This window comes from Arcicella sp. LKC2W (assembly GCF_034931005.1).
Lineage (GTDB): Bacteria > Bacteroidota > Bacteroidia > Cytophagales > Spirosomataceae > Arcicella.
Genome location: NZ_JAYGIN010000022.1, coordinates 1 through 20,728, shown reverse-complemented (window position 1 = coordinate 20,728; position 20,728 = coordinate 1). Strand labels below are relative to the sequence as shown.

The 20,728-nt window shown below is 34.7% G+C and carries 17 protein-coding genes; 1 reads left to right on the top strand and 16 read right to left on the bottom strand.

Annotated elements, in window-relative coordinates:
• Positions 1–28 precede the first annotated feature (28 nt).
• The 4 genes from VB796_RS17655 to VB796_RS17640 form a co-directional block, all read right to left on the bottom strand.
• Positions 29–2,491 carry a TonB-dependent receptor gene (locus VB796_RS17655; RefSeq protein ID WP_323347900.1) on the bottom strand — a complete coding sequence of 821 codons (2,463 nt, stop codon included), beginning with the start codon at positions 2,489–2,491 and terminating at the stop codon, positions 29–31.
• A gap of 24 nt (positions 2,492–2,515) precedes the next feature.
• Positions 2,516–3,211, bottom strand: a complete 696-nt coding sequence (locus tag VB796_RS17650) for an ABC transporter ATP-binding protein (RefSeq protein ID WP_323347899.1) — start codon at positions 3,209–3,211, stop codon at positions 2,516–2,518.
• A 676-nt stretch (positions 3,212–3,887) separates the two neighbouring features.
• Positions 3,888–4,772, bottom strand: coding sequence for a hypothetical protein (locus VB796_RS17645; protein ID WP_323347898.1), 885 nt, complete (start codon positions 4,770–4,772; stop codon positions 3,888–3,890).
• A gap of 24 nt (positions 4,773–4,796) precedes the next feature.
• Positions 4,797–5,738 (bottom strand): ParA family protein, encoded by a 942-nt coding sequence (locus VB796_RS17640; protein ID WP_323347897.1) that lies wholly within the window; start codon positions 5,736–5,738, stop codon positions 4,797–4,799.
• 1,121 nt (positions 5,739–6,859) lie between these two features.
• Between VB796_RS17640 and VB796_RS17635 the strand changes: the two genes are divergently transcribed.
• The gene (locus tag VB796_RS17635) at positions 6,860–7,867 is read left to right on the top strand and encodes a replication initiation protein (protein ID WP_323347896.1); all 1,008 of its coding nucleotides are present in this window, start codon (positions 6,860–6,862) and stop codon (positions 7,865–7,867) included.
• Positions 7,868–8,302: 435 nt separating this feature from the next.
• Here VB796_RS17635 and VB796_RS17630 read toward each other — a convergent pair whose 3' ends face one another.
• The 12 genes from VB796_RS17630 to VB796_RS17575 all read right to left on the bottom strand — a co-directional run bounded on the left by VB796_RS17630 (position 8,303) and on the right by VB796_RS17575 (position 20,540).
• Positions 8,303–9,199: a hypothetical protein gene (locus VB796_RS17630; protein WP_323347895.1), complete on the bottom strand. Its 897-nt coding sequence runs from the start codon at positions 9,197–9,199 to the stop codon at positions 8,303–8,305.
• A 16-nt stretch (positions 9,200–9,215) separates the two neighbouring features.
• Entirely contained in the window at positions 9,216–9,965 is a 750-nt protein-coding gene (locus tag VB796_RS17625) for a hypothetical protein (protein WP_323347894.1), read from the bottom strand.
• Positions 9,966–10,457: 492 nt separating this feature from the next.
• Positions 10,458–11,408: a cysteine synthase family protein gene (locus tag VB796_RS17620; protein ID WP_323347893.1), complete on the bottom strand. Its 951-nt coding sequence runs from the start codon at positions 11,406–11,408 to the stop codon at positions 10,458–10,460.
• Between the two features lie 197 nt (positions 11,409–11,605).
• On the bottom strand, positions 11,606–12,775 hold the full coding sequence (gene moeB, locus VB796_RS17615; protein ID WP_323347892.1) for a molybdopterin-synthase adenylyltransferase MoeB: 1,170 nt from the start codon (positions 12,773–12,775) through the stop codon (positions 11,606–11,608).
• Positions 12,776–12,795: 20 nt separating this feature from the next.
• Positions 12,796–13,833: a sulfite exporter TauE/SafE family protein gene (locus VB796_RS17610; protein ID WP_323347891.1), complete on the bottom strand. Its 1,038-nt coding sequence runs from the start codon at positions 13,831–13,833 to the stop codon at positions 12,796–12,798.
• 5 nt (positions 13,834–13,838) lie between these two features.
• Positions 13,839–15,152, bottom strand: a complete 1,314-nt coding sequence (locus VB796_RS17605) for a hypothetical protein (protein WP_323347890.1) — start codon at positions 15,150–15,152, stop codon at positions 13,839–13,841.
• A gap of 206 nt (positions 15,153–15,358) precedes the next feature.
• Entirely contained in the window at positions 15,359–16,111 is a 753-nt protein-coding gene (locus VB796_RS17600) for an outer membrane lipoprotein-sorting protein (protein ID WP_323347889.1), read from the bottom strand.
• Positions 16,112–16,350: 239 nt separating this feature from the next.
• On the bottom strand, positions 16,351–16,797 hold the full coding sequence (locus VB796_RS17595) for a hypothetical protein (protein ID WP_323347888.1): 447 nt from the start codon (positions 16,795–16,797) through the stop codon (positions 16,351–16,353).
• Between the two features lie 320 nt (positions 16,798–17,117).
• A complete protein-coding gene (locus VB796_RS17590; RefSeq protein WP_323347887.1) occupies positions 17,118–18,260 on the bottom strand; it encodes a hypothetical protein in 1,143 nt (380 codons plus the stop codon).
• 34 nt (positions 18,261–18,294) lie between these two features.
• Positions 18,295–18,579 carry a hypothetical protein gene (locus VB796_RS17585; protein ID WP_323347886.1) on the bottom strand — a complete coding sequence of 95 codons (285 nt, stop codon included), beginning with the start codon at positions 18,577–18,579 and terminating at the stop codon, positions 18,295–18,297.
• Positions 18,580–18,583: 4 nt separating this feature from the next.
• Positions 18,584–19,834 carry an ABC transporter permease gene (locus tag VB796_RS17580; RefSeq protein WP_323347885.1) on the bottom strand — a complete coding sequence of 417 codons (1,251 nt, stop codon included), beginning with the start codon at positions 19,832–19,834 and terminating at the stop codon, positions 18,584–18,586.
• Between the two features lie 4 nt (positions 19,835–19,838).
• Positions 19,839–20,540, bottom strand: a complete 702-nt coding sequence (locus VB796_RS17575; protein WP_323347884.1) for an ABC transporter ATP-binding protein — start codon at positions 20,538–20,540, stop codon at positions 19,839–19,841.
• Between the last annotated feature and the right edge of the window lie 188 nt (positions 20,541–20,728).

Genomic DNA, 20,728 nt, shown 5'->3' with positions numbered 1-20,728 from the left:
ATATTTGTCTTAAAATTCATCTTCAATTTTAAAATTTATAGGTCAAAGTAAGTGTTGCATTTCGTGGCGAACCTGGAAATAAACGTAGGTAATTTTGAGCTCCCACCCAGTAAATTTCATTTGTTACGTTGTTGATATTGAGTGCCAACTGCACATTACTTTTAGTAGGAGTATAATACAGTGCGATGTCTAATAAAGTGTAAGCTGGTACTTCAAAAGCTCTCGAAAACCAAGGAATTTTACTCCCACTATATTGTAATCCTAAACCAATTCCTAAATCTTTAAAAATTGTATTTGATTCAAAATTGTAACGAGTCCAAAGGTTAGCACTATTTACAGGTACATTTTCCTTTCTCTCTCCTTTTAGTTTTTCGTTAAAATCCTCAACAATTTTGGCATCAATGTAACTGTATGAAGCATTGATTTGCCAATTGGGTAGAATATAACCCGCCAAATCCATCTCCATTCCACGACTTCTGTCAGCCCCTCGTTGTACCAATAAATCAGGTTGAGCTGGGTCATTGGCATTCATCAAGATATTTTTCTGATTAATTTCGTAAATAGAAGCCGTTAGATTTATGCGATTTTTAAATAAACTGGCTTTTATCCCCATTTCTTTTAAATCACTTTCTAATGGTTTAAAGGCTGAAGCCGACTTCTCCGTCCAGAAAAAAGAACCTGTACTCGGCATCAGCGTAACGGTGTTTGATTGGGGTTGATAGCCTTCCAAATACGTTCCATAAATATTTACATTTTTAAGAACAGAATAGGTTAGACCAACTCTGGGCAAAAGTTTTTTATTGGTAAACGAATTTTCATTTGGAGCTTTATAAAAAGTAATATCTTCAAACCATTCATTTCTGAGGCTCAGTAATAGGGTCAATTTATTCCATTGCAAAAAATCTTGAACATAAAAAGCATTGGTAGTTGTTAATGCAGACGGAATAACGGTACGTACATTGGCAGTGTAGTCATTGATGTTTCTAATGGTATAAGATGGATTATTCAAGTCGATATAATTGACATTTGGTTTGGGCAAAATAACGCCATTAATCGTTATTGTCTGATAATTCACCGCATTGGATACGGTAAATGAATTAGCAATTGTTCCATCTTTTAACAAAAATCCTCTACTTGCATTTTGCCCCCCTCCTTTCAGTTTTTGCCAACTTTGCAAATCATATCCTACCAATAATTTATGCAGAATTTTCCCCGTATTTACTTCAAAGTTGAAATAAGCATTCAAATTGTCAATGCTCCAACGTTGTTTGCGTTGTACAAACTGCATTCCAGCCAATGAGGTAATGGATTTTCCAGAAATATCAACCGCAAAAGCATTTGTGGTACGGTGTTCTTGTAAATCTTCCGTCCAAGTCTGCTTCATATAAGACGAATTAAAGGATACCTTTTTGGAAAATTTATGGCTTAATGTTGACGTAAGAATTAATTCTTTTGAATTGAAAAAATCATTTGGAGCGGTCAAATTTAAACTTATCGGCGTACTTTTTAAATTTGTTAATCCAGCCACCGCACCAAAAATTGGTTGTCCCCTATCCAAATTTCCATTGAGATGACTAATAATTAACTCAGCATTAATCGCCGTTTTACTATCTGGGATATACGAGATTGAAGGAGAAATCAAGAAAGAATTATTTTTGACCAAATCTCTAAAACTTCCTGCTTCTTGGTATGCACCATTTAATCTATACAGCAAAGTTTTACTATCATTTACAGGCCCTGTAAAGTCCATTGTTGCTCTTATTGTACTAAAACTCCCAACGCTCATACTAACGAGTTTTTTATTAAAATCCAACGGTTTTTTGGTCACCATATTGATACTTCCGCCTGGGTCAACCGATGAAAATGTGGCACTCGCTGGACCTTTTATAACTTCTATACGCTCAATATTTGAAGTAAGTGGTTGCAAAAAATAATATTGTCTGGTACGTAATCCATTAATAATTTGCCCTTCTTCATTTTGACTTATTCCTCTAATATTATACTGATTATAAAAACTTGAAGGAATAACACCGCTGGCAATTTTCACGGCATCAGCTAAATGAAACGCCTGTCTATCCGCCATTAATTCTTTGGTAACAGTGGCTATTGCTTGTGGAATATCTTTATTTAAAGCTGCTATTTTGGTTGCAGAAAAGGAATATTCACTATTATAATCTTTAGCAGCACGACCAACCACTTCAACTGTTTGTAATTCAGACACTTGTGGCGTTAATTCAATATTCAAAAAAATATTTTTTGAATTAATTTGATAGGTTTTATAGCCAATAAGTGAGAATTCTAAAACACCCGAACCTTCCATTTTAAACCTTCCTTCAGCATCAGAAATTGTTCCATTATTTGTTCCGATAAGTTTAATAGATGCTCCGACGATGGGAATATTTGTGGTAGCATCGGTAATTTTTCCACTAATATTTTGGGCTTGAGAAATGAAAGAACTAAATAAAATAAAAAATGTAAATAACTGTTTCATCATTGATTGGGTTAAGAGTTAAAGTTAGACCGTTTGTAAGTATAATGTTTCTAATTCATTGGCAGACAACTCTTTAGCATCAATAACCGACACTAAATTTCCTTCTTTCATAATGCCAATCCGATTTGCCACGTCCTTCGCTCTAAAAATATCATGCGTTGCCATCAGAATAGCCGTTCCATTTTTGGCTAATGCTCGCAAAATTTCTGAAAATTCGTTAGATGCTTTTGGGTCAAGTCCAGAGGTTGGTTCATCTAATAATAACACTTTTGCTTTTTTGGCTAAAGCAATAGCAATACCCACTTTTTGTCTCATACCTTTTGAATATCCTTCTAAATATTGCGTATGAGCCATTTTTTGTAAGCCCGCTCTCGTGAGAATATCGCCTAATTGTTCGGTGGAATATTTAAACCCAGCCAAAGACGAAAAGAAATGAAGATTCTCTATGCCTGTCAAATTAGGGTAGAGCATTACTGTTTCAGGAATATATGCTACGTATTTTTTTGTTTCCAAAGCATTTTCCTGAACAGAGATATTATTAATTTTTACGATTCCGCTTGTAGGCTCGACAAATCCTAAAAAAAGGTTAATTGTGGTTGTTTTTCCTGCTCCGTTCTGCCCCAAAAGAGCAAAAATTTCACCTTCTTCAATTGTTAGATTTAGAGAATTAAGAGCAGTTTGTTCTCCATATTTTTTAGTAAGATTTTGGGCTAATAACATAATTCAAGGCATTTGTAAGTATTCGTTAAAAATTAGTTTAGATTAACAATCATGTAAAATCTATCTTATTAATTTATGCAACAATGATGCAAATGTATATATTTTTTATTTATGAAACAATGTTGCATAAATAAAAAAGGCAATTGTTATTGATTTGAATAAATCTATGGAATGAGAAAAAAAATGGAACAATAACTTGTTAATGAAAAACCCTTGACGGGGTAAAACTGCCGTCAGTAGTAATTTTGAATGAATTTATGAGTTGAATGCTCAAGTATATAGTTGCTCAAAGGTGGACACAGTGTCCACCTTTGGAATAAAATAATTTGTTTAGAAAATTGATAAATAAAAAAGGTGGACACAGTGTCCACCTTTGAGTTAAAATATTTTGTTTAGAAAATTGATAAATAAAAAAGGTGGACACAGTGTCCACCTTTGAATTAAAATAATTTGTTTAGAAAATTGATAAATAAAAAGGTGGACACAGTGTCCACCTTTGAGTTAAAATATTTTGTTTAGAAATTGATACGTAAAATACCCCGTTAGTTAAGTATTTCGGGAAGTTGAAATAACATAACTAACTGGGTACTAAATACAATGATGAAAATAGGGGAGGGGCTTTCCAAAATAACTACCGCAAGGGTACATCTTTTAGCATGATATTAAACAAATTAACTCAAGAAACGAGATTCTTTAAATCTTTTAAAACCTTCTCCAACTCAGTGAAATTCTCTAAAGTGGGTGTATGTAAAAACTCATTAAGAATATTTCTTGCTGATGTTGCCACAGTTGAATTTATAGTTTTTTTAGACTCTTCAAATTTTATCGGATTAATTAAATCATCTAACTCCTTTACTGTTTCTATTTTTTTAACTATCTCATTTTCAACAAGATTACTACTTTTCAGTTTAGACAATTTCTGTAAATCTTTCTTAGAAATCTTTACTTTTCCTTCTAATACTTCATTTTTCAATTCTTTCGTGAGCATTTCTAAACCTTCTGCAAATTGCCCATCACGTCTAATCGTTCTCTCATCTACATTATATTGTTCTCCAATGGCAACGGCTGTTTTCTTAGAATCTTCTTCGCTATTTTGTTCTAATCCTACCCACTTAAATCTATTATATTGAAGACCTCGATAATAGGATATTTCTATTGGATTTACATTTCTACGTCCCAATTGCAAGTCAATCATAAAAGATTTAGCGTCTTCTAATGTTTCAAAATTCAGGATAGAAATATTATAAGGTATCTGATTTTCCTGGCAAATTTTAAAACGATTATGCCCATCCACCAACACAAATATTTCTTCATCTGACTCGTGGTTGGGATTTATAACCTTTTCAAAAGTTTGCCAAATTTTGATGGTATCCTGACAACCGTTCTGTAAAATATTTGCTTTAAGTTGCTCATACTCATCCTCTTGCAAAGGTTTTATCAACTCATTTAATTCATCTACAATTATGATTTTTTTCTTGATATTTTCAGTATTAATCAATCCATTCGAAATAGTAGATTGAGCTTTTGCCTTTATGCTATCTCTTAAATTTAACTTAGCCATTTTTAGGTTTGTTTAATTAATGATTTATGAAAGGATTTCCTTTGCCACTTCTTCGTAAGAAACTCCAACGTGAGATTTTCCTTTATAAACATAAAATTGTTCTGCCAATGCTTGTGCTTTGGCAACATCCACACTTTTCTTAATTTCGGACTCAAAGATGCGGAAACTTGAGTATTCTTCACGGACAAATTCTTTGTAAGAATCATGTACCGAATTTTTCTCAACCATCGTAAAAAGAATTCCTTCAACTACAAGATTATTTCCTCCATAAAGTTTCACGTCTTCGATGACATTAAAAATACTGTTTAAACCCACCACAGCGGTTGCCTCTGGATGTACCGTTATCAAACATGAATTGCTTGCATTAAGAGCGTTCATGGTCAGTAAACCTAATGAAGGTGGACAGTCAATCAAGATAAAATCATAATCTTGACTGATGGTAGATGAGGAAAGAGCCGCTTTTAAACGATTTTGATTTGACGCAGCCGTTAATAGTAAAGATTCGACTTCTTGTAGCTTTAAGTTGGACGGTACAATGCTTAAATATTCGTTAATTGGGCGAATTGCAAGCGATTTTTTGATGTCCAACATTGTATCAGCCACTTGCCCACTGTCGGCATCAATCCCATAAATATGGCTTAAATTTCCTTGTGAATCTAAATCAATTAACAACACTCTCAGCCCCAATCTGGCAAATGCTTCTCCCAAAATTGCGGTAGTTGTGGTTTTTCCAACTCCTCCTTTATTATTTACAATTGATATTACCTTAGCTTTGCTCGGCAGGCTATGATAGCCGTAATTAATTAATACGGGAGCAAGTTTTGCCAAATTTTTTTCCGATAATTCAGAATTGGACTGAAGAGCTTTATGTAGAGCTTGCCCTTTTATGTCTGCTTCCTTTTCAATACCTGAAACATTAAGGGCAGGTTTCATTTTGAAGAATTTACGAATGCTTTGAATTTGCATATATTTAGTTGAATTTCTTAGTACAAAAATAACAAAAAACTGATAAATTCATACCATATTTTTGACATTATGGATAAAAAAATAACAATTTATTTCCATTTACCCCGTTTATTTTATTCTTGAAATATGAACGTATTCAAAGACTAATTGCTTCATTTTCTATATCGGAACGTTTTTACAAAAAACAGAAGCTTCCTGTTCAATACATTAATATCGGAACGTTTTTACAAAAAATACACTAAAAAATGACCTAAATATTCACTATCGGAACGTTTTTGCAAATTACAAGGGCTAAAAATCTTCAACTATTGAGTTATCGGAACGTTTTTGCAATCATAAATAACTCATATTCAGACACTTATAATTCATTGATAGATTTTGGGCAATAGTGGCTCATGATACTTACTCAGTAAAAATTACATTTACGTTCCGTTATTACATAATTAATTGATTATCAGTTACTTAAATACTTTATTGCTGTTTTTAGGAAACAATAATAATCGTAAAGCCCTACTAAATATTCACTATCGGAACGTTTTTGCAGAATTATGCACATGAATATTTGATGCAAATTTAATTAATTCCGATATTTAATATGCTGATTATTAATAACTTATAAAAATATCGGAACGTTTTTGCAAAAAGCTATATGATTATTTCATCATTATCGAAACGTTTTTACAAATATTAAAGATAAACCCATTTATTGAAAATAAGTATAACTACTTATAAATAAGGGACTTACGAATATTAACGGAACGTTTTTGCAAATTTTGCTATTTAATCCCTATTTTTTCATTAAAGTTCTTAGAGGAATATGTTTATTCATAAAGGGAGAGAATTAGCATGAATCAAGTGAAATACTAATATTTTTATTAATTATCTCCTTGATTTATATATTTTTTCAATATAATTTGATTGATTTAGTGGCTACTTAAGTGTCTTATTATCAGTATCATACAAGCCTTAACGGAACGTTTTTGTATGCCTAACGGAACGTTTTTACAAAAAAACAAAGCCTTAACGGAACGTTTTTGTATGCTTAACGGAACGTTTTTGTAAAACAAATGAACTATATTTATATGTCTATTTAGGAGTTCGAAAATTAATATCCTTTTAAAATGAAATCGGAAACAAAAAGAACAGAGGTAAACTTAGTAATTGAGCAATATTCTGAACATGAATTTACACCCAATAGAAAAGATAATTACTTGCCCAATAAGTTGGTATTTGCCAATGCAGATTTCAGTAGAGTAGAGCAACGGCTTTTTGAGTTTTTTGTGAATCAAATCAATCATGGGGAAATAGAACCATCACATGGCATAGAAGTAAAAATCCCAATATCGGTTATCAATCAGTATGTTGAAACAAGACAAGTAATGGCGGTGACTCAATCAATGGCCCAGAAAGTCATCACTTTATCTGATTTATCAAAAAGTCAGCTTGAATTTACGCATCTTCCTGTATTTACGAGCATAGAGTACAATATAGACAAATCTGGGTTGCTCGTTTTTCGCTCAAATCCAAAACTTTCTCCTTATTTAGCTGAATTAGGAAAAGCTTATACCAAATATGAATTTAAAACGATACAAGGTTTAAAATCGTCCTATTCAGTGATACTTTATAAGCTTTTGGCGGCTCATATCGGACAACATAGATATTCATTCGTATATAGTATTGCGGAACTAAAAAAATTACTACAAATAGACCCTAAGAAATACCAGCACCTCAAGGGCTTTAAAGTACGAATTTTGGATATTGCTCAAAGAGAATGTGCTAATGCCCTCAATCCAATTATTTTTGAGTATGAAAATGAGGGAAATAAACAAAGAAACATCACACATATCCGTTTTAATGTGATTACAGCGGTGAACCTCAGTAGAATAGAAAAGCAAGAATTCAATGAGGCAGTAGAATTAAATCCTCAAATGGTTTATTCAAAAGTTCAGGAAATTATAGCCAAAGATTATAATTTCAGAGAACTACATCGGAATTTAATTGTTCAAAATGAAGAGTTTTTAGCCAAATTCGTGACCTTACACATTGAGTTTTCAAATGGGTTACATCCAAAAGTGAAAAATAGGAGTGCTTATATTTTAGCGTGCTTAGGTTTGGTTAAAAAGAAATGAAGGGTCAATGAATTGATTAATTCAACGCCCTTCATGGATAAAATTTGATGGTAATTCAAAGAATTTGGGAAAATGAAACGGAAGTATAAACTATTTGTCGCAGACAAGATTAGACCACAGATTTAACAGATTCGACGGATTTACACTGGTACGCACAGTCAGATTATTCTTGATTTTATCAGACTGTGCGTACCAGTGAAAATCTGTTAAATCTGTGAAATCCGTGGTCTAATTTTATGTTGCGACAAACTCTTTATAGTTCCGAAATGAAATAGAAACGATTTTCATTTTCGGAATAATATACTATTTGACGCAAAACCTCAGCCCCGACCCCTCTCCAACGGATAGGGGGCAGGGCTGAGGTTTTTATTGAAAAAACTTGACTTACGTCAAATTGCATATACTTCCGTTCATTTTAGAAAGAATCAACCTTGATTAAAGTGACAATGATGCCCTTACAATCACTCTACCTTTTCTTTTTAAGATTACACTAACCCAGTTAAATTTGGTAATAAATCCTTTGAGCAAAACGGTAATACCGCCCAGATTTGTTTGCTCAAAAGGTACAATTATTTCTTCTTGATTGTCATTAACCCACACACATTCATCTATAACTTTTAAGTTTCGTCCTGCAATATCTACTTGTTCTTTGGTGAGGGAAGAAATTGAATCAATTTTGACAGAATCATAATCACGGTAAGTCTCTACGATAGCTTTACAATATGAAATGGAGTTATCGTCTAAATCATAATCAATACGACAATCGGCACCCACTTTTACATAATTACCGATAGAGACTGCTCCTAAAATTTTAACATTTGCGGCACATTCAAAAAAATCACCAATCATGGGATGCCTCTGGTATCCAGCACGATTATCTGCAATTCCGTTTGCACCCAGCACCACACCGTTAAGCAAATAGGCGTAATTACCCACAATTGATGTTTCACCAATAACAATACCCGTGCCGTGGTCAATGACAAGTCCGATGCCAAATTTTGCCGCAGGATGGATTTCTATTCCAGAGAATGATTTAGCATTTTCGCTAATCATGCGAGCTACTGTGATAAAAGATGCGTCGAGCGTAAGTAAAGTATGAGCAACACGATACCAAAGTACCGCCTTAAATGTCAGATAACTATCTAAAACGTACTGATGATTTTTGGCTGCTGGGTCACGACTAACATAAGCATTCAAATCGGTTTCAATCAATTCAATAAGTGGCATCAAAAAACGTTCAGATTTAAACGTTGAATCCTTTAAGTAATGTTTATCGTAAACCTCAAAAATCATTTGAAGTATTTGTAAATGTATTTGGTTTAGTTCTTTCATGGGTTTGATTTTTAGATTACACAACAAAAAGTTCTTTTCTAAAAATGGCTTTTGGGAAATTGAAGGATACTCTTTGCATATTTGCTCCAAGACTTTTCTTAGAAGTCATTACTTCCCCTACGTCACCAAGACTCGGAAGATGCGTTCCACCACAACAATAGGTAGTGTCTCCAGTTTGCCAATACATCGCTTCTGGTTCGGTAGTGTGGGCAAAGGTTTTGGCTTCCCAATTTTCTTTTATAATCTGATTGGTATATTCACGGGCTTCGATAATTTGTTCATCAGTAAATTTATCTTCCAACATAAAATCTAAGCGAGCTTTTTCTGGAGAAATATGACAACCTCTAATTGATTGATAAATATCAGGTTTTATTCTTTCTAAGCCCATTAAAACAACGTGAATCCCTGTATGGCTGACACACAAACGGCTTCTTCGTTCAATGTCAATAAATATTTTTACAGACTGTCCAATGCTAAATTTGCCTAAATCTTCTTGGGCAACCTTATGATAAACTGGTGTTTCAATTTGGATAGAGGGAAAATCTTTTATCAATAATAATCTGCCATATCCTTTTTGGACATCCGTAAAAGCAGCCTGAGAATCGTCTGTAATGAGCATTCCACAGTCAGAAATTTGTCCGCCACCTTCTGCAAACGCAACGGTAACATCCGTAGCAATGCCTTTTTCGGGGTGGATTTCAGTTATTATTGCTTCGCAAGCAGATAAATAAGGTTGTTGTAAATGTAATCTTTGTGTTTTTCTCATGGTTGTAAACGGTTAAAGTAGTTTTCTATAAGTAGGGACAATCGTCAATCGGTTGAGGTTTAGAAATTTCCTAAGACTTATCTAATTCTACTCTGGTACTTTAAAAAAAAGATGGAAATTTGGGTATTTACCGTTCAACTTCCCGAAAGTTTTTAACTTTCGGGAAGTTCCTCCAAAAAGCCGTAGGTTTGACCCATCTTGTAGCCCCGAAATTCATTTCGGGGTGAAAATGACAAAATAAACCGTTGAGTTCCGTAGGAACGGTTCATCTAAACAAACCTTTAAATATCCTGTTCTTTCGGAACTTTGATTGAATTTTCGTTATTTCCCCGAAATAAATTTCGGGGCTACCAAATCTGCCGAGCCTACGGCTCTTTTTAGGGCAAGTTTTAGAGTGCCAAAGTAGAATTAAATAGTGGTTGTGAATTAGTATTGTTATGCGTTGACTATCAGATATTTATGTTTTTAATATGGTTTAAATTTGTACGATTCTTAATAATGAACATTTTTTAAACAATTTCGGTACTCATTATAATTATCGGCATAATACACACCGCTATCAGCAGAAATGGTAAGAATGGTTTTTCCTGAGCCAACTCTACTGGCTAATTTCTTAGCTGCCAATATATTAGCTCCACTACTGATACCCAAGAAAAGACCTTCCGTTGTATTGAGGTGGTCGCAAGTATCAATGGCTTCGGTGTAACTTATGTCTATCATATCGTCTAAGATTTTCTCATTTAGGGTGCTTGGTTTTAGCCCAACTCCCCAACCTTGTATGCGGTGTTTTACAGCCGTACCTTTTACCACATCCGAGTTAGCGGGTTGAACGCCAATGATTTTAATGCTTGGATATTTTTCTTTCAGAGCTTTTCCTACCCCGCTGATAGTACCACCACTACCAATGCCGCAGACGAAATAATCTATCCGTTCACCTCCTAATTGGTCAATAATTTCAGGCCCTGTGTACAAATAATGTGCCTCAGGATTAGAAGAATTGTGTAATTGATTGGTAAAAAAATGAGTTTCTGGATTAGCTCTGGCGATTTCATTGGCTAAACGAAAATGAGCGTCATTGCCTTGCTGCGAATCAGCTCTAATAACCTCAGCACCACGAGCTTCTAATAGTTCTATTTTTGTTTTGGAGTAGTTATCAGGCACGACAAACACACATTTATATTTGTTCTTCGACATAAGCAATAAACCATTTGCCATACTACCACCCGAACATTCTAAAATTTTGCTACCCCAACTATATTGGCTTAGTAAACCCTTAGCTTCTGCCACCTCAATGATATGTTTTGCCACTCTATCTTTAATAGAACCTGATGGATTTCCTCCTTCAAGTTTTACTAATATTCGGGCTTGGTTTTGGTAAGTGGCTACCTGTACGATAGGGGTTTTCCCAATCGCACTTTCTATATTTGAGTAAATCGTTTTCATAGTTTTAAAAGCGATATTAAGATTATAGATAACAGTTCAAATTAACCATTTAAATTATAAAGTCTTGAATACTAAGATTTTAGAAGCTGTTTAGGTTAATTTATTCGAGTTAAAAAAAGTAATTTTTAGGTTACAAATCATTCAAAAACTTATCATTTTCACGTTCAAAAAATTAACCTAAACAGCTTCTTAAAAAATCATAATGAACAAGAAGCCACATAATTGCTGTATAAAGGATAATGCTCGTGGTCTTCACATCCACAGTATGGACAATCTGCTTTTTGGTCGATGTCATAAATATCGAAACTCCACGACAAGGCATTAAAACACAGCAATTTACCTATCATCAATGTGCCAAATCCTGCTAAAATTTTAATGGCTTCAGTGGCACACATAATACCAACCATGCCCGGCAATACACCCAAAACGCCTGCTTCAGCACAAGATGGGGCTAATTCTGGCGGTGGCGGTGTTGGATATACGCAACGGTAACAAGGAGCATTTTCTTGCTCGGATGCGGGATAAAAAGTAGTAACCTGTCCTTCAAATCTGAAAACAGAACCATGAACATTAGGAATTTTCAGTTTTACACAAGCATCATTTATTAAATATCGAGTCGTAAAATTATCCGTTCCATCCAAAACTACGTCATAGTCACTCAAAATGGCATCTATGTTTTCCGCATTGAGTCTTTGTTTGATAGGAATAATTTTTATGGCAGGGTTGAGGGCTTCCAAACGCTCTTTGGCAGAATCCACTTTATACGTTCCAACGCTATTTTCGGTATGAAGAATTTGTCTTTGAAGGTTTGTTCTATCCACAATATCATCATCAATAATACCGATTGTTCCTACTCCTGCGGCTGCCAAATACCAAGCCACAGGCGAACCAATACCACCTGCACCTACAATGAGGGCTTTGCTATTGAGAAGTTTTAATTGACCTTTTTCGCCAACTTCAGGGATTAATAAGTGTCGTTTGTATCGCTCCAAATCCTCTGGCTTCAAGGTTTTAGGAATTTCAAAGGGAAGACCTTGATTTTTCCAATCACCAAATCCACCTTTGACAGAATAAATATGCTGATACCCTAATTCCTGTAAAGCAAAAGCAGAAACTAATGAACGTCTGCCTGATGCACACAATAGGTAAATTTCGGTTTCGCTATTGGGTATTTCATTGGCAATATTCATTTCAAGCATTCCTTTTGAAATTCTGATGGCATTGGTTGGGCTACCCGAATTAACTTCGTCTTTTTCTCGAATATCCAATAGGACAGCTCCTTGCGATTGTTTTTGAAATGCTGTATTAGCATCAACTTCTTTAATAACCCCACGAAGGTTATCTAAATATTTGTTTAATTGTATCATGAGTTTAGAGGGTATTATTTTTATGCTGTAACTGATTGAATATAAATCATTTTTTGCTTGCGAGACTGTCTCATTCGTCGTTTACTAATGACCGCCAAATAACTGAATAGACCAATACCAACAAAGAGAATAACCACACAAATTAAAAATTGTAAAATTGAAGGTTTAATAACCCACATAGCTCCTAAAAATTGAATAATGAGGATACTATATAAAATTTGAGCGATACTTTCTCGCCTCATTTTGCTAATTACGAAAGCTCCAAAAGGGGCAAAAAACACCACCACAGGAATACACGTTAACCAAAGTTCAAAAGCAAGCGGTTGAAAATCATGGTTGATTTTTGTATGAATAAAAACGCCTAACAATGTTTCGATGGTCATAATGATAACCGAAGACGGCGTTGCCACTTTTTCACTAACTTGATAATATATAGTCATCAAACAGAAAGTAAAAATATTGATTCCTGTCCCAAAAATGGATGATATAATTCCACCCACAAAACCAAACAAAACGAGTTTCAAAATATCCGATTTCAACAGGTTTTGAATACTATCAAAAACTTCTCGATGACTATTTTTATTCTGCAACCACAAGGCTATACCAAAACTCAACCACAGCGAAACAAAGAACAATTTGGCGTGCATTGGGGAAATTAAAGGAGCTATGTAATAAGTACCGAACACTAAGCCAAAAATACCCCCGATTGATACGTACAGAATATAATTCCAATCTACTTTAATCTTCAAACCCAAGATTAATAAACTGGCTGAAGTCATGCCGATACTTTGAATTGCAAAAGCAAAATTTCGGGTGACATCAGGTGGAATTTTCAATAATAAGGTAAATATAGGATAAGCAATGGCGGCACTTCCTTCAGGGCTTGCTCCAGCGATAAACGAACCAAATAACATGGTAAGGGCAGCAGGCCAGCGAGTGGCAAAAATACCGAAATTGTCGTGGCTAATCATGTACCATAACCAAGTGGAAATGACAGAAATTAGGAAAAAAATATAAAGCCACGGTTTGGGAGATTTGGCAGAGATTACGTTTTTCATAGTATTTAGAATTTTGAAATTAATCCAATCATGAGTTGATAATTAATCAGTTGAGTATAATCTATTGATTTTGGCGAGGTACTTTTGAGTGCTAATCCATAAATCTCAAGGTTATCGGCTACATTGTATTCAACCAATGCAGAAAGCTGATTAACCGAGTCGTCTATTGAGTACAGATTTCGTACATTGATATTCAGTTTATCGAATAAATCATTTTGTCCAAACTGAGTAAACACATAATTTTGACGGTTTAGGGGAAGTCCAGAATTTATCGACCTTCCTAAATTCAAATCAGATAATTGCCTGGTTACATCAAAATTATAATTTGGAGCAGTATTAATTTGTGTGGATAATCTATCAAATTGCTCCTGATTATACCCTTTGCCATGATAGAAATATTCAAGCTGAATGGTTGGTCCCCAGTTAAAAGTATAAGACGCTCCAATTAAACCAGAAATAAAGACTTTATCATTTTCTTCGCCATTTACCATTTCATAATTTAACAAACCTGTACTACTGCCGATGGCTGGATAAAAGCGATTGGGTCGATAATCAGCCGAAAAATCTGTCCACATTACTACCGACTCACTCACGTTTTTTTGGGCATAACCTCCAAGCCGAAATCTACCTACTTCATCAGCCGAAAAAATAACTCCTTCATTGTTGGCATCACCATAATGTTCAATAAAGAGTCCATAATTTCGTTCAAATTTCAAAAATGGTTCTTTGAAAACTGGCGTATTTGCTGCTCCCAAATTGGCAATCAAAGTATAATTCCATGAACTATTAGAAGAAAAACTTACCTCCAAAAAATCCATTGGAAATAACTCAATTTTGGGATTCAATCTGCTTGTATTGACAATAAAAGGGTTACTTGGATTGACAAAAATGGATGTTCCAATCTGTTTGTAATACCTTCCGCCTTGAACAAAAAACTGTTGATTGATTTGCCAACGAGATTTTAATTCTTGGAAGAAAAACTCTGTTGAATATCCTTCATAATTCCAAACGTGTTGTCCTCTGGGGTAAGGATTTTGCGGAAAATCTACATGGATACGAGGCTTTGCCCAAAAATCCAATCCTTTTAATTTCAGTCTGAAATCTGGTCTGAAATAAATTCCGCCATCATAATCATTCAATTTGGCAATTCTATTCTCTGGATTAATAGAACCAATTTTGTTGGCAAAACCCGTTGCTCGTCCGAATCCCATACTTTGAAGCGACCAAAAGAAGGTTTTTTTCTTCAAAGAATCTGTTTTTTCGACACAAAAAGCTTGCTGATTATAAAGTATAAGAAGTAAAATAAATATCTTTTTCATTGGTTTTAAGGTTGAGCAAGCGTTCAAAAATAATTTAGAAGCTGTTTAGGTTAATTTATTCGAGTTAAAAAAAGTAGTTTTTAGGCTACAAATCATTCAAAAACTTATCATTTTCACGTTCAAAAAATTAACCTAAACAGCTTCTTATAAAACCTCAGCCCAGTTGAGAGGGGCGGAGCGACCTACGCTCGTCTGAGGTTATTTTCTTAATCTAATAATCGGTCTTTTTGAAATTTAGAACTACTAAAAACGGGAAACGAAACACTCGAAATACTCAAAATGGTTTTATCATCTTTGTTAATCATATCAGAGATTGAAATTTTCGAGAGGTAATCATATTTCTGAGATTTATATTCAATTTTATTATGGTACTCAAAAGTTGCCGTTTTGATGAGTTTATCTGATTTTCCATAAAACTCAGCTTTTAAACCAAAATTCTCTTTCTTGCTTATCCAGTATTTCACCTTCGGATAAGTGATTAAATTATCTTTGGCTTTGAGTTCCAAAACCCAGCAATTGGCGTTGTTGAATGTCCCATTTTCTACGGACTCAATGGTATAGTCTTTCGAATAATTGGCAGCCGCAACATCTGCATTGGCGGCACTTCCCGAAAGTCTTTGTCGGCTCGAAATAGGGACGGGGTTGGTCAAACCTTGCTTGATAAACCACATATTATTATCACGAATCAACAACTTTTGTCCTCCAAACTTTTTGGGTTCTAAGAATGAAATCAGCGAATAAAAATGACTATCATTGGCAGAACCTTCAACAGATAAAACGAGGTCGTTTTTCAATTGCCCTTGTTCTATATTTTGAACTTTCACGTTCCATTCAATTCCTTCGCTACCACCACGATAGAAATCTGATTTTTTCAGTGCCTTAACAACTTCTTGGTCTTGAGAGAAAAGAACGTTTGCACATAAAACACTGATAATGAGCAATATTGAAAGTTTTTTCATTGATTGATTTAGTACAGTGTTTAATGAGTTTTCTAAATAATTCTTATCCTAAAATCTTTGATTGTGGGAACTCCCCGAAAGTTTTTTCTATTTTCGGAAGGTTCTATATTGGGGATAAAAATTGAACAGACAACTCATCAAATAGTGCATTTAGTTTTAAATTTAAGTTTTACCGTGATTTTTGTAGGACAGGTTAAAATCTGATTGACAGGTTGGGAACTTGTCCTACATAAGTCAAATTAATAAATCCACAAGCCTAATACCGAAGCAATAAGCCCAAAAGTAAAAGTTGCCATAGCTCTTTTCATATAGTTTTCATATAATTTATGAGCTTCTTTATGAGTGGCTAATTGGAGTTTTGGCCAAGTAGAGAATGTACCATACATCGTAAAACCAGTCATAAAAGTGAGTGCCAAAACCTTTCCGATAAGCATCAATATTTCTCTGGGAGTTTGGGGCGGATGGAGAATAACCAAACCAATTCCCGAAGACCAAATAAGAAATATACCTGTGTAAACACTATAAAACACACGGCTTCCTTGCCCAACGATAAACCTAAATGGAAACTCTTCTTCTTTGACTGTTTTTTTGGCAGCAGGCCAATCAATGAATGTTCCCATAAAAACTGCCCCAACCCAAACGATGGTAGCAATGAGATGAACATTTAAAAGAAATATTTTTAACATAACTGATTTAGGTTTAGGGAAATAATATTGAATACACTGTTCAATAAGTTTTTCTAAATAATTTTTATCCTAAAATATTTGATTTGTGGACTTCCCAAAAGTTATTTAACCGCAATGGATATTGTTTCGGGAAGTTGAAATAACTTATCGGAATTATGTACTTAAAAATGCAAATGCAAATTTGACCCAAATTAACCGCTGACGGGGTGAAAAACCGCCGTCAGGGTCTTCTTCCGTAACCCTGACGGCGGTTTTTCACCCCGTCAGCGGTTTTGCATTAATAAGTATATAGTTCCGTAACTTATTAAACAGTTTCACTTTTACAAACCCGTTTTTTGATGACATCCGTAACAAGTATATGGTTTTTTGAAAGCCTTTGAATTTATAAATGCCCCTAAATCAGTCGTTGGTTTTGCCGTTTTTCTATTAAGAGAGTGTTTCACTAAGGCTGCCTTCAAATCTTGTACCTTCCGTACTCTTTCAAAAAAGGTTTCTTTGTAATCCCAAGCTTCCAAGATTTTTCTTTTGTCGGTAAGAATATAATTGGACGCTCTATCTAATGATGTTATGTAATTATTTATTTCTGAAATATCATCATCAGAAAGGGTGCTTTTTTGTTGAATTAACCAATCTACTTTTTTGAGATTAATGTCAAATCGGTATAATGGCCCTAATATTTCAGGAAGCCTTCCTCCCAAATCTCGCAAAGCCCCAGGTACCAACCTTGTATTGATATTAAACAAGGGAATATCCATGTTTGGGTTCTTGAATGTATTGAGACTGTCTTTATAATTGGTGATAGTTGCCATCGTCATCAAGATATTCCAAACGCCCAAATCTTCATAATCTAAAAGATAGCGACTGGTGTAATTCATCAGAGAATCGTGGGCAATGGGATTGTTAAAATTATTTTTATTTTTCACCCTTTCTTGAACCTGCCTCACCGCCAAGTAAAAACCATAAGCCTTATCATTGAAACCTGTGAGATAAGTAGATTTGTGCGAAACATATTTGGCTCTTTCCATCATGGCTTCCAATTCTTTCTGCTCGTAATCAAAAGTGGTTGCGGGTAATTTAGAGTACAAACCCACCTGACGAGTCCCATTGATTTCTTGGAAAGTCAAATCTTTATCCGAGTATGTTCCTCCAATCGCCAAGAGATAAAAAGAATAATACATTCCTGCCAATTGAAAATTCTCTAAATCATTGAAGCTGGTAAATTTCCCTTGTGAATGTTCCTGTTCTAATTTATGATAGGTCTTCTCAAAATTTTCTATAAATTGAGGTGTCGAAGCCCTGATTTCTTTTGAATCAAAATTCAAATTATCAAAGTAAACAGCCCTAATATCTCTTAGAAATGACTGAACTTCCTCTTCTTCTTTTATGGGGATATTGGGTTCTTTACAGGAATTATTGATGAACAATAAGAATCCAGCGAAAACCCATAGTTTTAGTTTTTTCATCGTCTTAAATAGTTTAGAGAAAATTAGCATTATATCACCCGCCTGCTCTTGACAATAGCAATGCGACGGTATCGCCGTTGTTAATTTTGGTATGGATACCTTCCAAAGATTCGATATTTTTACTTCCCAAAAAGAGATTAATATAAGGTCTTACCCGACCATCTGACTCAAAGATTCGTTCTTTGATGTCTCCATAAATCCCATCAAGTGTATTGATGAAATCATCAATCTTCGTTCCTTCAAATTCGAGGTTGTCAATATAGCTGATATACTGCCCAAACTGATTTGGGAATTTTATTTTTACGTGAGTCTTTTCCATCGTTTTAATTTGATTGAATTAATGAATCTACAATTTGTTGATTAGCAATTTTTCTTGATACTAAAAATGAGGAGACAATCGCCACTATTGAAAATAATGCAAATACGAATATCAATTTTGGCACTTTGAGCATCAATACCAATGGCACTGCTACCGAAGCTACGGGCGGAACAAAAGATATTCCGATGACTTGTAAAATCCCTGCAATTGCCAGTAGGATAGGAATTGCCAACACACAACCCATGATACCCATGATTAATCCTTCGACACAAAAAAGTTTGACAACTTGGCTTCTGAGCATTCCGATTGCCCGCATCGTTCCAATTTCTTTTGTTCTTTCAGACACGACCATTTGCATGGTATTCAGCACGGTCAACAGCACGATAACCGAAATAATAATGGTCAATACTCTAAAAATAATGCCAAATAAAGTAGTAACTTTTTTGTAAGATGGAGATAATTCTTCCCAAGTTTTTGCCTCAACCTGCAAACCTGCACTTGACAATTGTTCCAATAATTGAGTCTTCACAACATCAATATTTTCAGGATTTTTCAAAGTTACAATCACTCTTTCAGCTCCATCAGTATCGTATAGATTTTGGGCTAACGAAAAATCAGAAAGAATGAATTTATCATTGGTAGCGGGGTTACCTGTGTTATAATTTCCAGAAATTTTCACATCAACGGCATTGGCAACGCCATCTTTTGTAGAAGTCAGTAACGTAAGATTTTGTCCATTTTTAATTTTCATCATCGTTGCTAATTCAGAACCCACAATCACCGTTGAATTATCCTGTTTTTTTGCTCCAAAAGTTACCATTCCAGCAATTTCAGTCCTTCCGTCCACGTTAGTTTTTATTAATTTTTGGTCATCCTCAGGCACAATCGCCTCAGTTACGAAAATGGTCGATGCTTTACCATTACTGGTTACGCCAAACATTCTGAGTCGGGGTGTTGCCAATTCAACATCCACATTTTGACGGGTTACCGAAAGGATTTTTGCTAATTCCTGAGCATTCCAAAGGTATTTTTCGGGTTCTAATTTTCCATTTTCATGAAAACCTTTTTTCGCAAAAGTCAAGTGACCAAAACGTTCGGCAACGATTGCCTGTCCTTTCAGCCTTGAAAATATGTTATTTAAAAAGCCTCCTAAAACTCCCAAAGCCACAAAACCCAAACAAACGGTCATGATGGTTACGATAGAGCGTCTGCGATGACGCAGAATGTTTCTGTATGCAAACTGTAAGTAATTCATGGTTTTAGTATTGGTTGATTAAAAGCCCATCCTCTATCTGCACAACGTGTTGAACACTATTGATGATTCGGTTGTCGTGAGTAGAGAATATAAAAGTTGTATTCTTGGTATAATTTAACTCTTTCATCAAATCCAGAATTTCCATACCTGTTTTAGAATCTAATGCCGCCGTAGGTTCATCTGCAATGACAACCGATGGATTAGTCACTAAAGCTCTGGCGATAGCAACCCGCTGTTTTTGTCCGCCACTCAAATTGGCAGGACGATGATGTAAATGAGTACCTAAACCAACCTCTTTGAGTATTTTTTCTGCCCTACTCAAACATACGTGGTTGGGAATTCCCTGAACTTGGAGGGCAAAAGCAACATTTTCGAGAGCATCTAATACAGGAATAAGATTATAATTCTGGAAAACAATTCCGATTTCCTTATTTCGATACATCGTTTTTTGATTATCCGACAGCGTTGAAATGTCAGTATCATTGTAACTGATTTGTCCATTGGTGGGCGTGTCAATCAAAGCTAAAAGGTTAAGCAAGGTGCTTTTACCACTTCCAGAAGGCCCAGCGATAGCCATAAAATCACCTGAATTGATGGTTAAATCTATTCCTTTTAAAGCCTGAACTTTCTGATTGCCAAGCTGATAAGTTTTACTAACGCTCTCAAAATTGATGAGTTTCGTAGTAGAAATCACTTCCTGTGTCATTGTTTGTTTTTTTAAATTTTTGACAAATTATAAGTATTTGGAATAAATAAATTGATATTGTGTAGGGGCGTATCGCATACGCCCACATCTCGACTTTTTGGGCGTATGCGATACGCCCCTACGTAATGATGACAATATTTAATATTATTAATTAATTTGTTATTCTTACTTACCTCATGGAATTACCT

Excerpts from the sequence above, each read along its gene's own strand:
- VB796_RS17655 (WP_323347900.1), bottom strand. The coding sequence starts at position 2,491 with ATGAAACAGTTATTTACATTTTTTATTTTATTTAGTTCTTTCATTTCT.
- VB796_RS17650 (WP_323347899.1), bottom strand. The coding sequence starts at position 3,211 with ATGTTATTAGCCCAAAATCTTACTAAAAAATATGGAGAACAAACTGCT.
- VB796_RS17645 (WP_323347898.1), bottom strand. The coding sequence starts at position 4,772 with ATGGCTAAGTTAAATTTAAGAGATAGCATAAAGGCAAAAGCTCAATCT.
- VB796_RS17640 (WP_323347897.1), bottom strand. The coding sequence starts at position 5,738 with ATGCAAATTCAAAGCATTCGTAAATTCTTCAAAATGAAACCTGCCCTT.
- VB796_RS17635 (WP_323347896.1), top strand. The coding sequence starts at position 6,860 with ATGAAATCGGAAACAAAAAGAACAGAGGTAAACTTAGTAATTGAGCAA.
- VB796_RS17630 (WP_323347895.1), bottom strand. The coding sequence starts at position 9,199 with ATGAAAGAACTAAACCAAATACATTTACAAATACTTCAAATGATTTTT.
- VB796_RS17625 (WP_323347894.1), bottom strand. The coding sequence starts at position 9,965 with ATGAGAAAAACACAAAGATTACATTTACAACAACCTTATTTATCTGCT.
- VB796_RS17620 (WP_323347893.1), bottom strand. The coding sequence starts at position 11,408 with ATGAAAACGATTTACTCAAATATAGAAAGTGCGATTGGGAAAACCCCT.
- moeB (WP_323347892.1), bottom strand. The coding sequence starts at position 12,775 with ATGATACAATTAAACAAATATTTAGATAACCTTCGTGGGGTTATTAAA.
- VB796_RS17610 (WP_323347891.1), bottom strand. The coding sequence starts at position 13,833 with ATGAAAAACGTAATCTCTGCCAAATCTCCCAAACCGTGGCTTTATATT.
- VB796_RS17605 (WP_323347890.1), bottom strand. The coding sequence starts at position 15,152 with ATGAAAAAGATATTTATTTTACTTCTTATACTTTATAATCAGCAAGCT.
- VB796_RS17600 (WP_323347889.1), bottom strand. The coding sequence starts at position 16,111 with ATGAAAAAACTTTCAATATTGCTCATTATCAGTGTTTTATGTGCAAAC.
- VB796_RS17595 (WP_323347888.1), bottom strand. The coding sequence starts at position 16,797 with ATGTTAAAAATATTTCTTTTAAATGTTCATCTCATTGCTACCATCGTT.
- VB796_RS17590 (WP_323347887.1), bottom strand. The coding sequence starts at position 18,260 with ATGAAAAAACTAAAACTATGGGTTTTCGCTGGATTCTTATTGTTCATC.
- VB796_RS17585 (WP_323347886.1), bottom strand. The coding sequence starts at position 18,579 with ATGGAAAAGACTCACGTAAAAATAAAATTCCCAAATCAGTTTGGGCAG.
- VB796_RS17580 (WP_323347885.1), bottom strand. The coding sequence starts at position 19,834 with ATGAATTACTTACAGTTTGCATACAGAAACATTCTGCGTCATCGCAGA.
- VB796_RS17575 (WP_323347884.1), bottom strand. The coding sequence starts at position 20,540 with ATGACACAGGAAGTGATTTCTACTACGAAACTCATCAATTTTGAGAGC.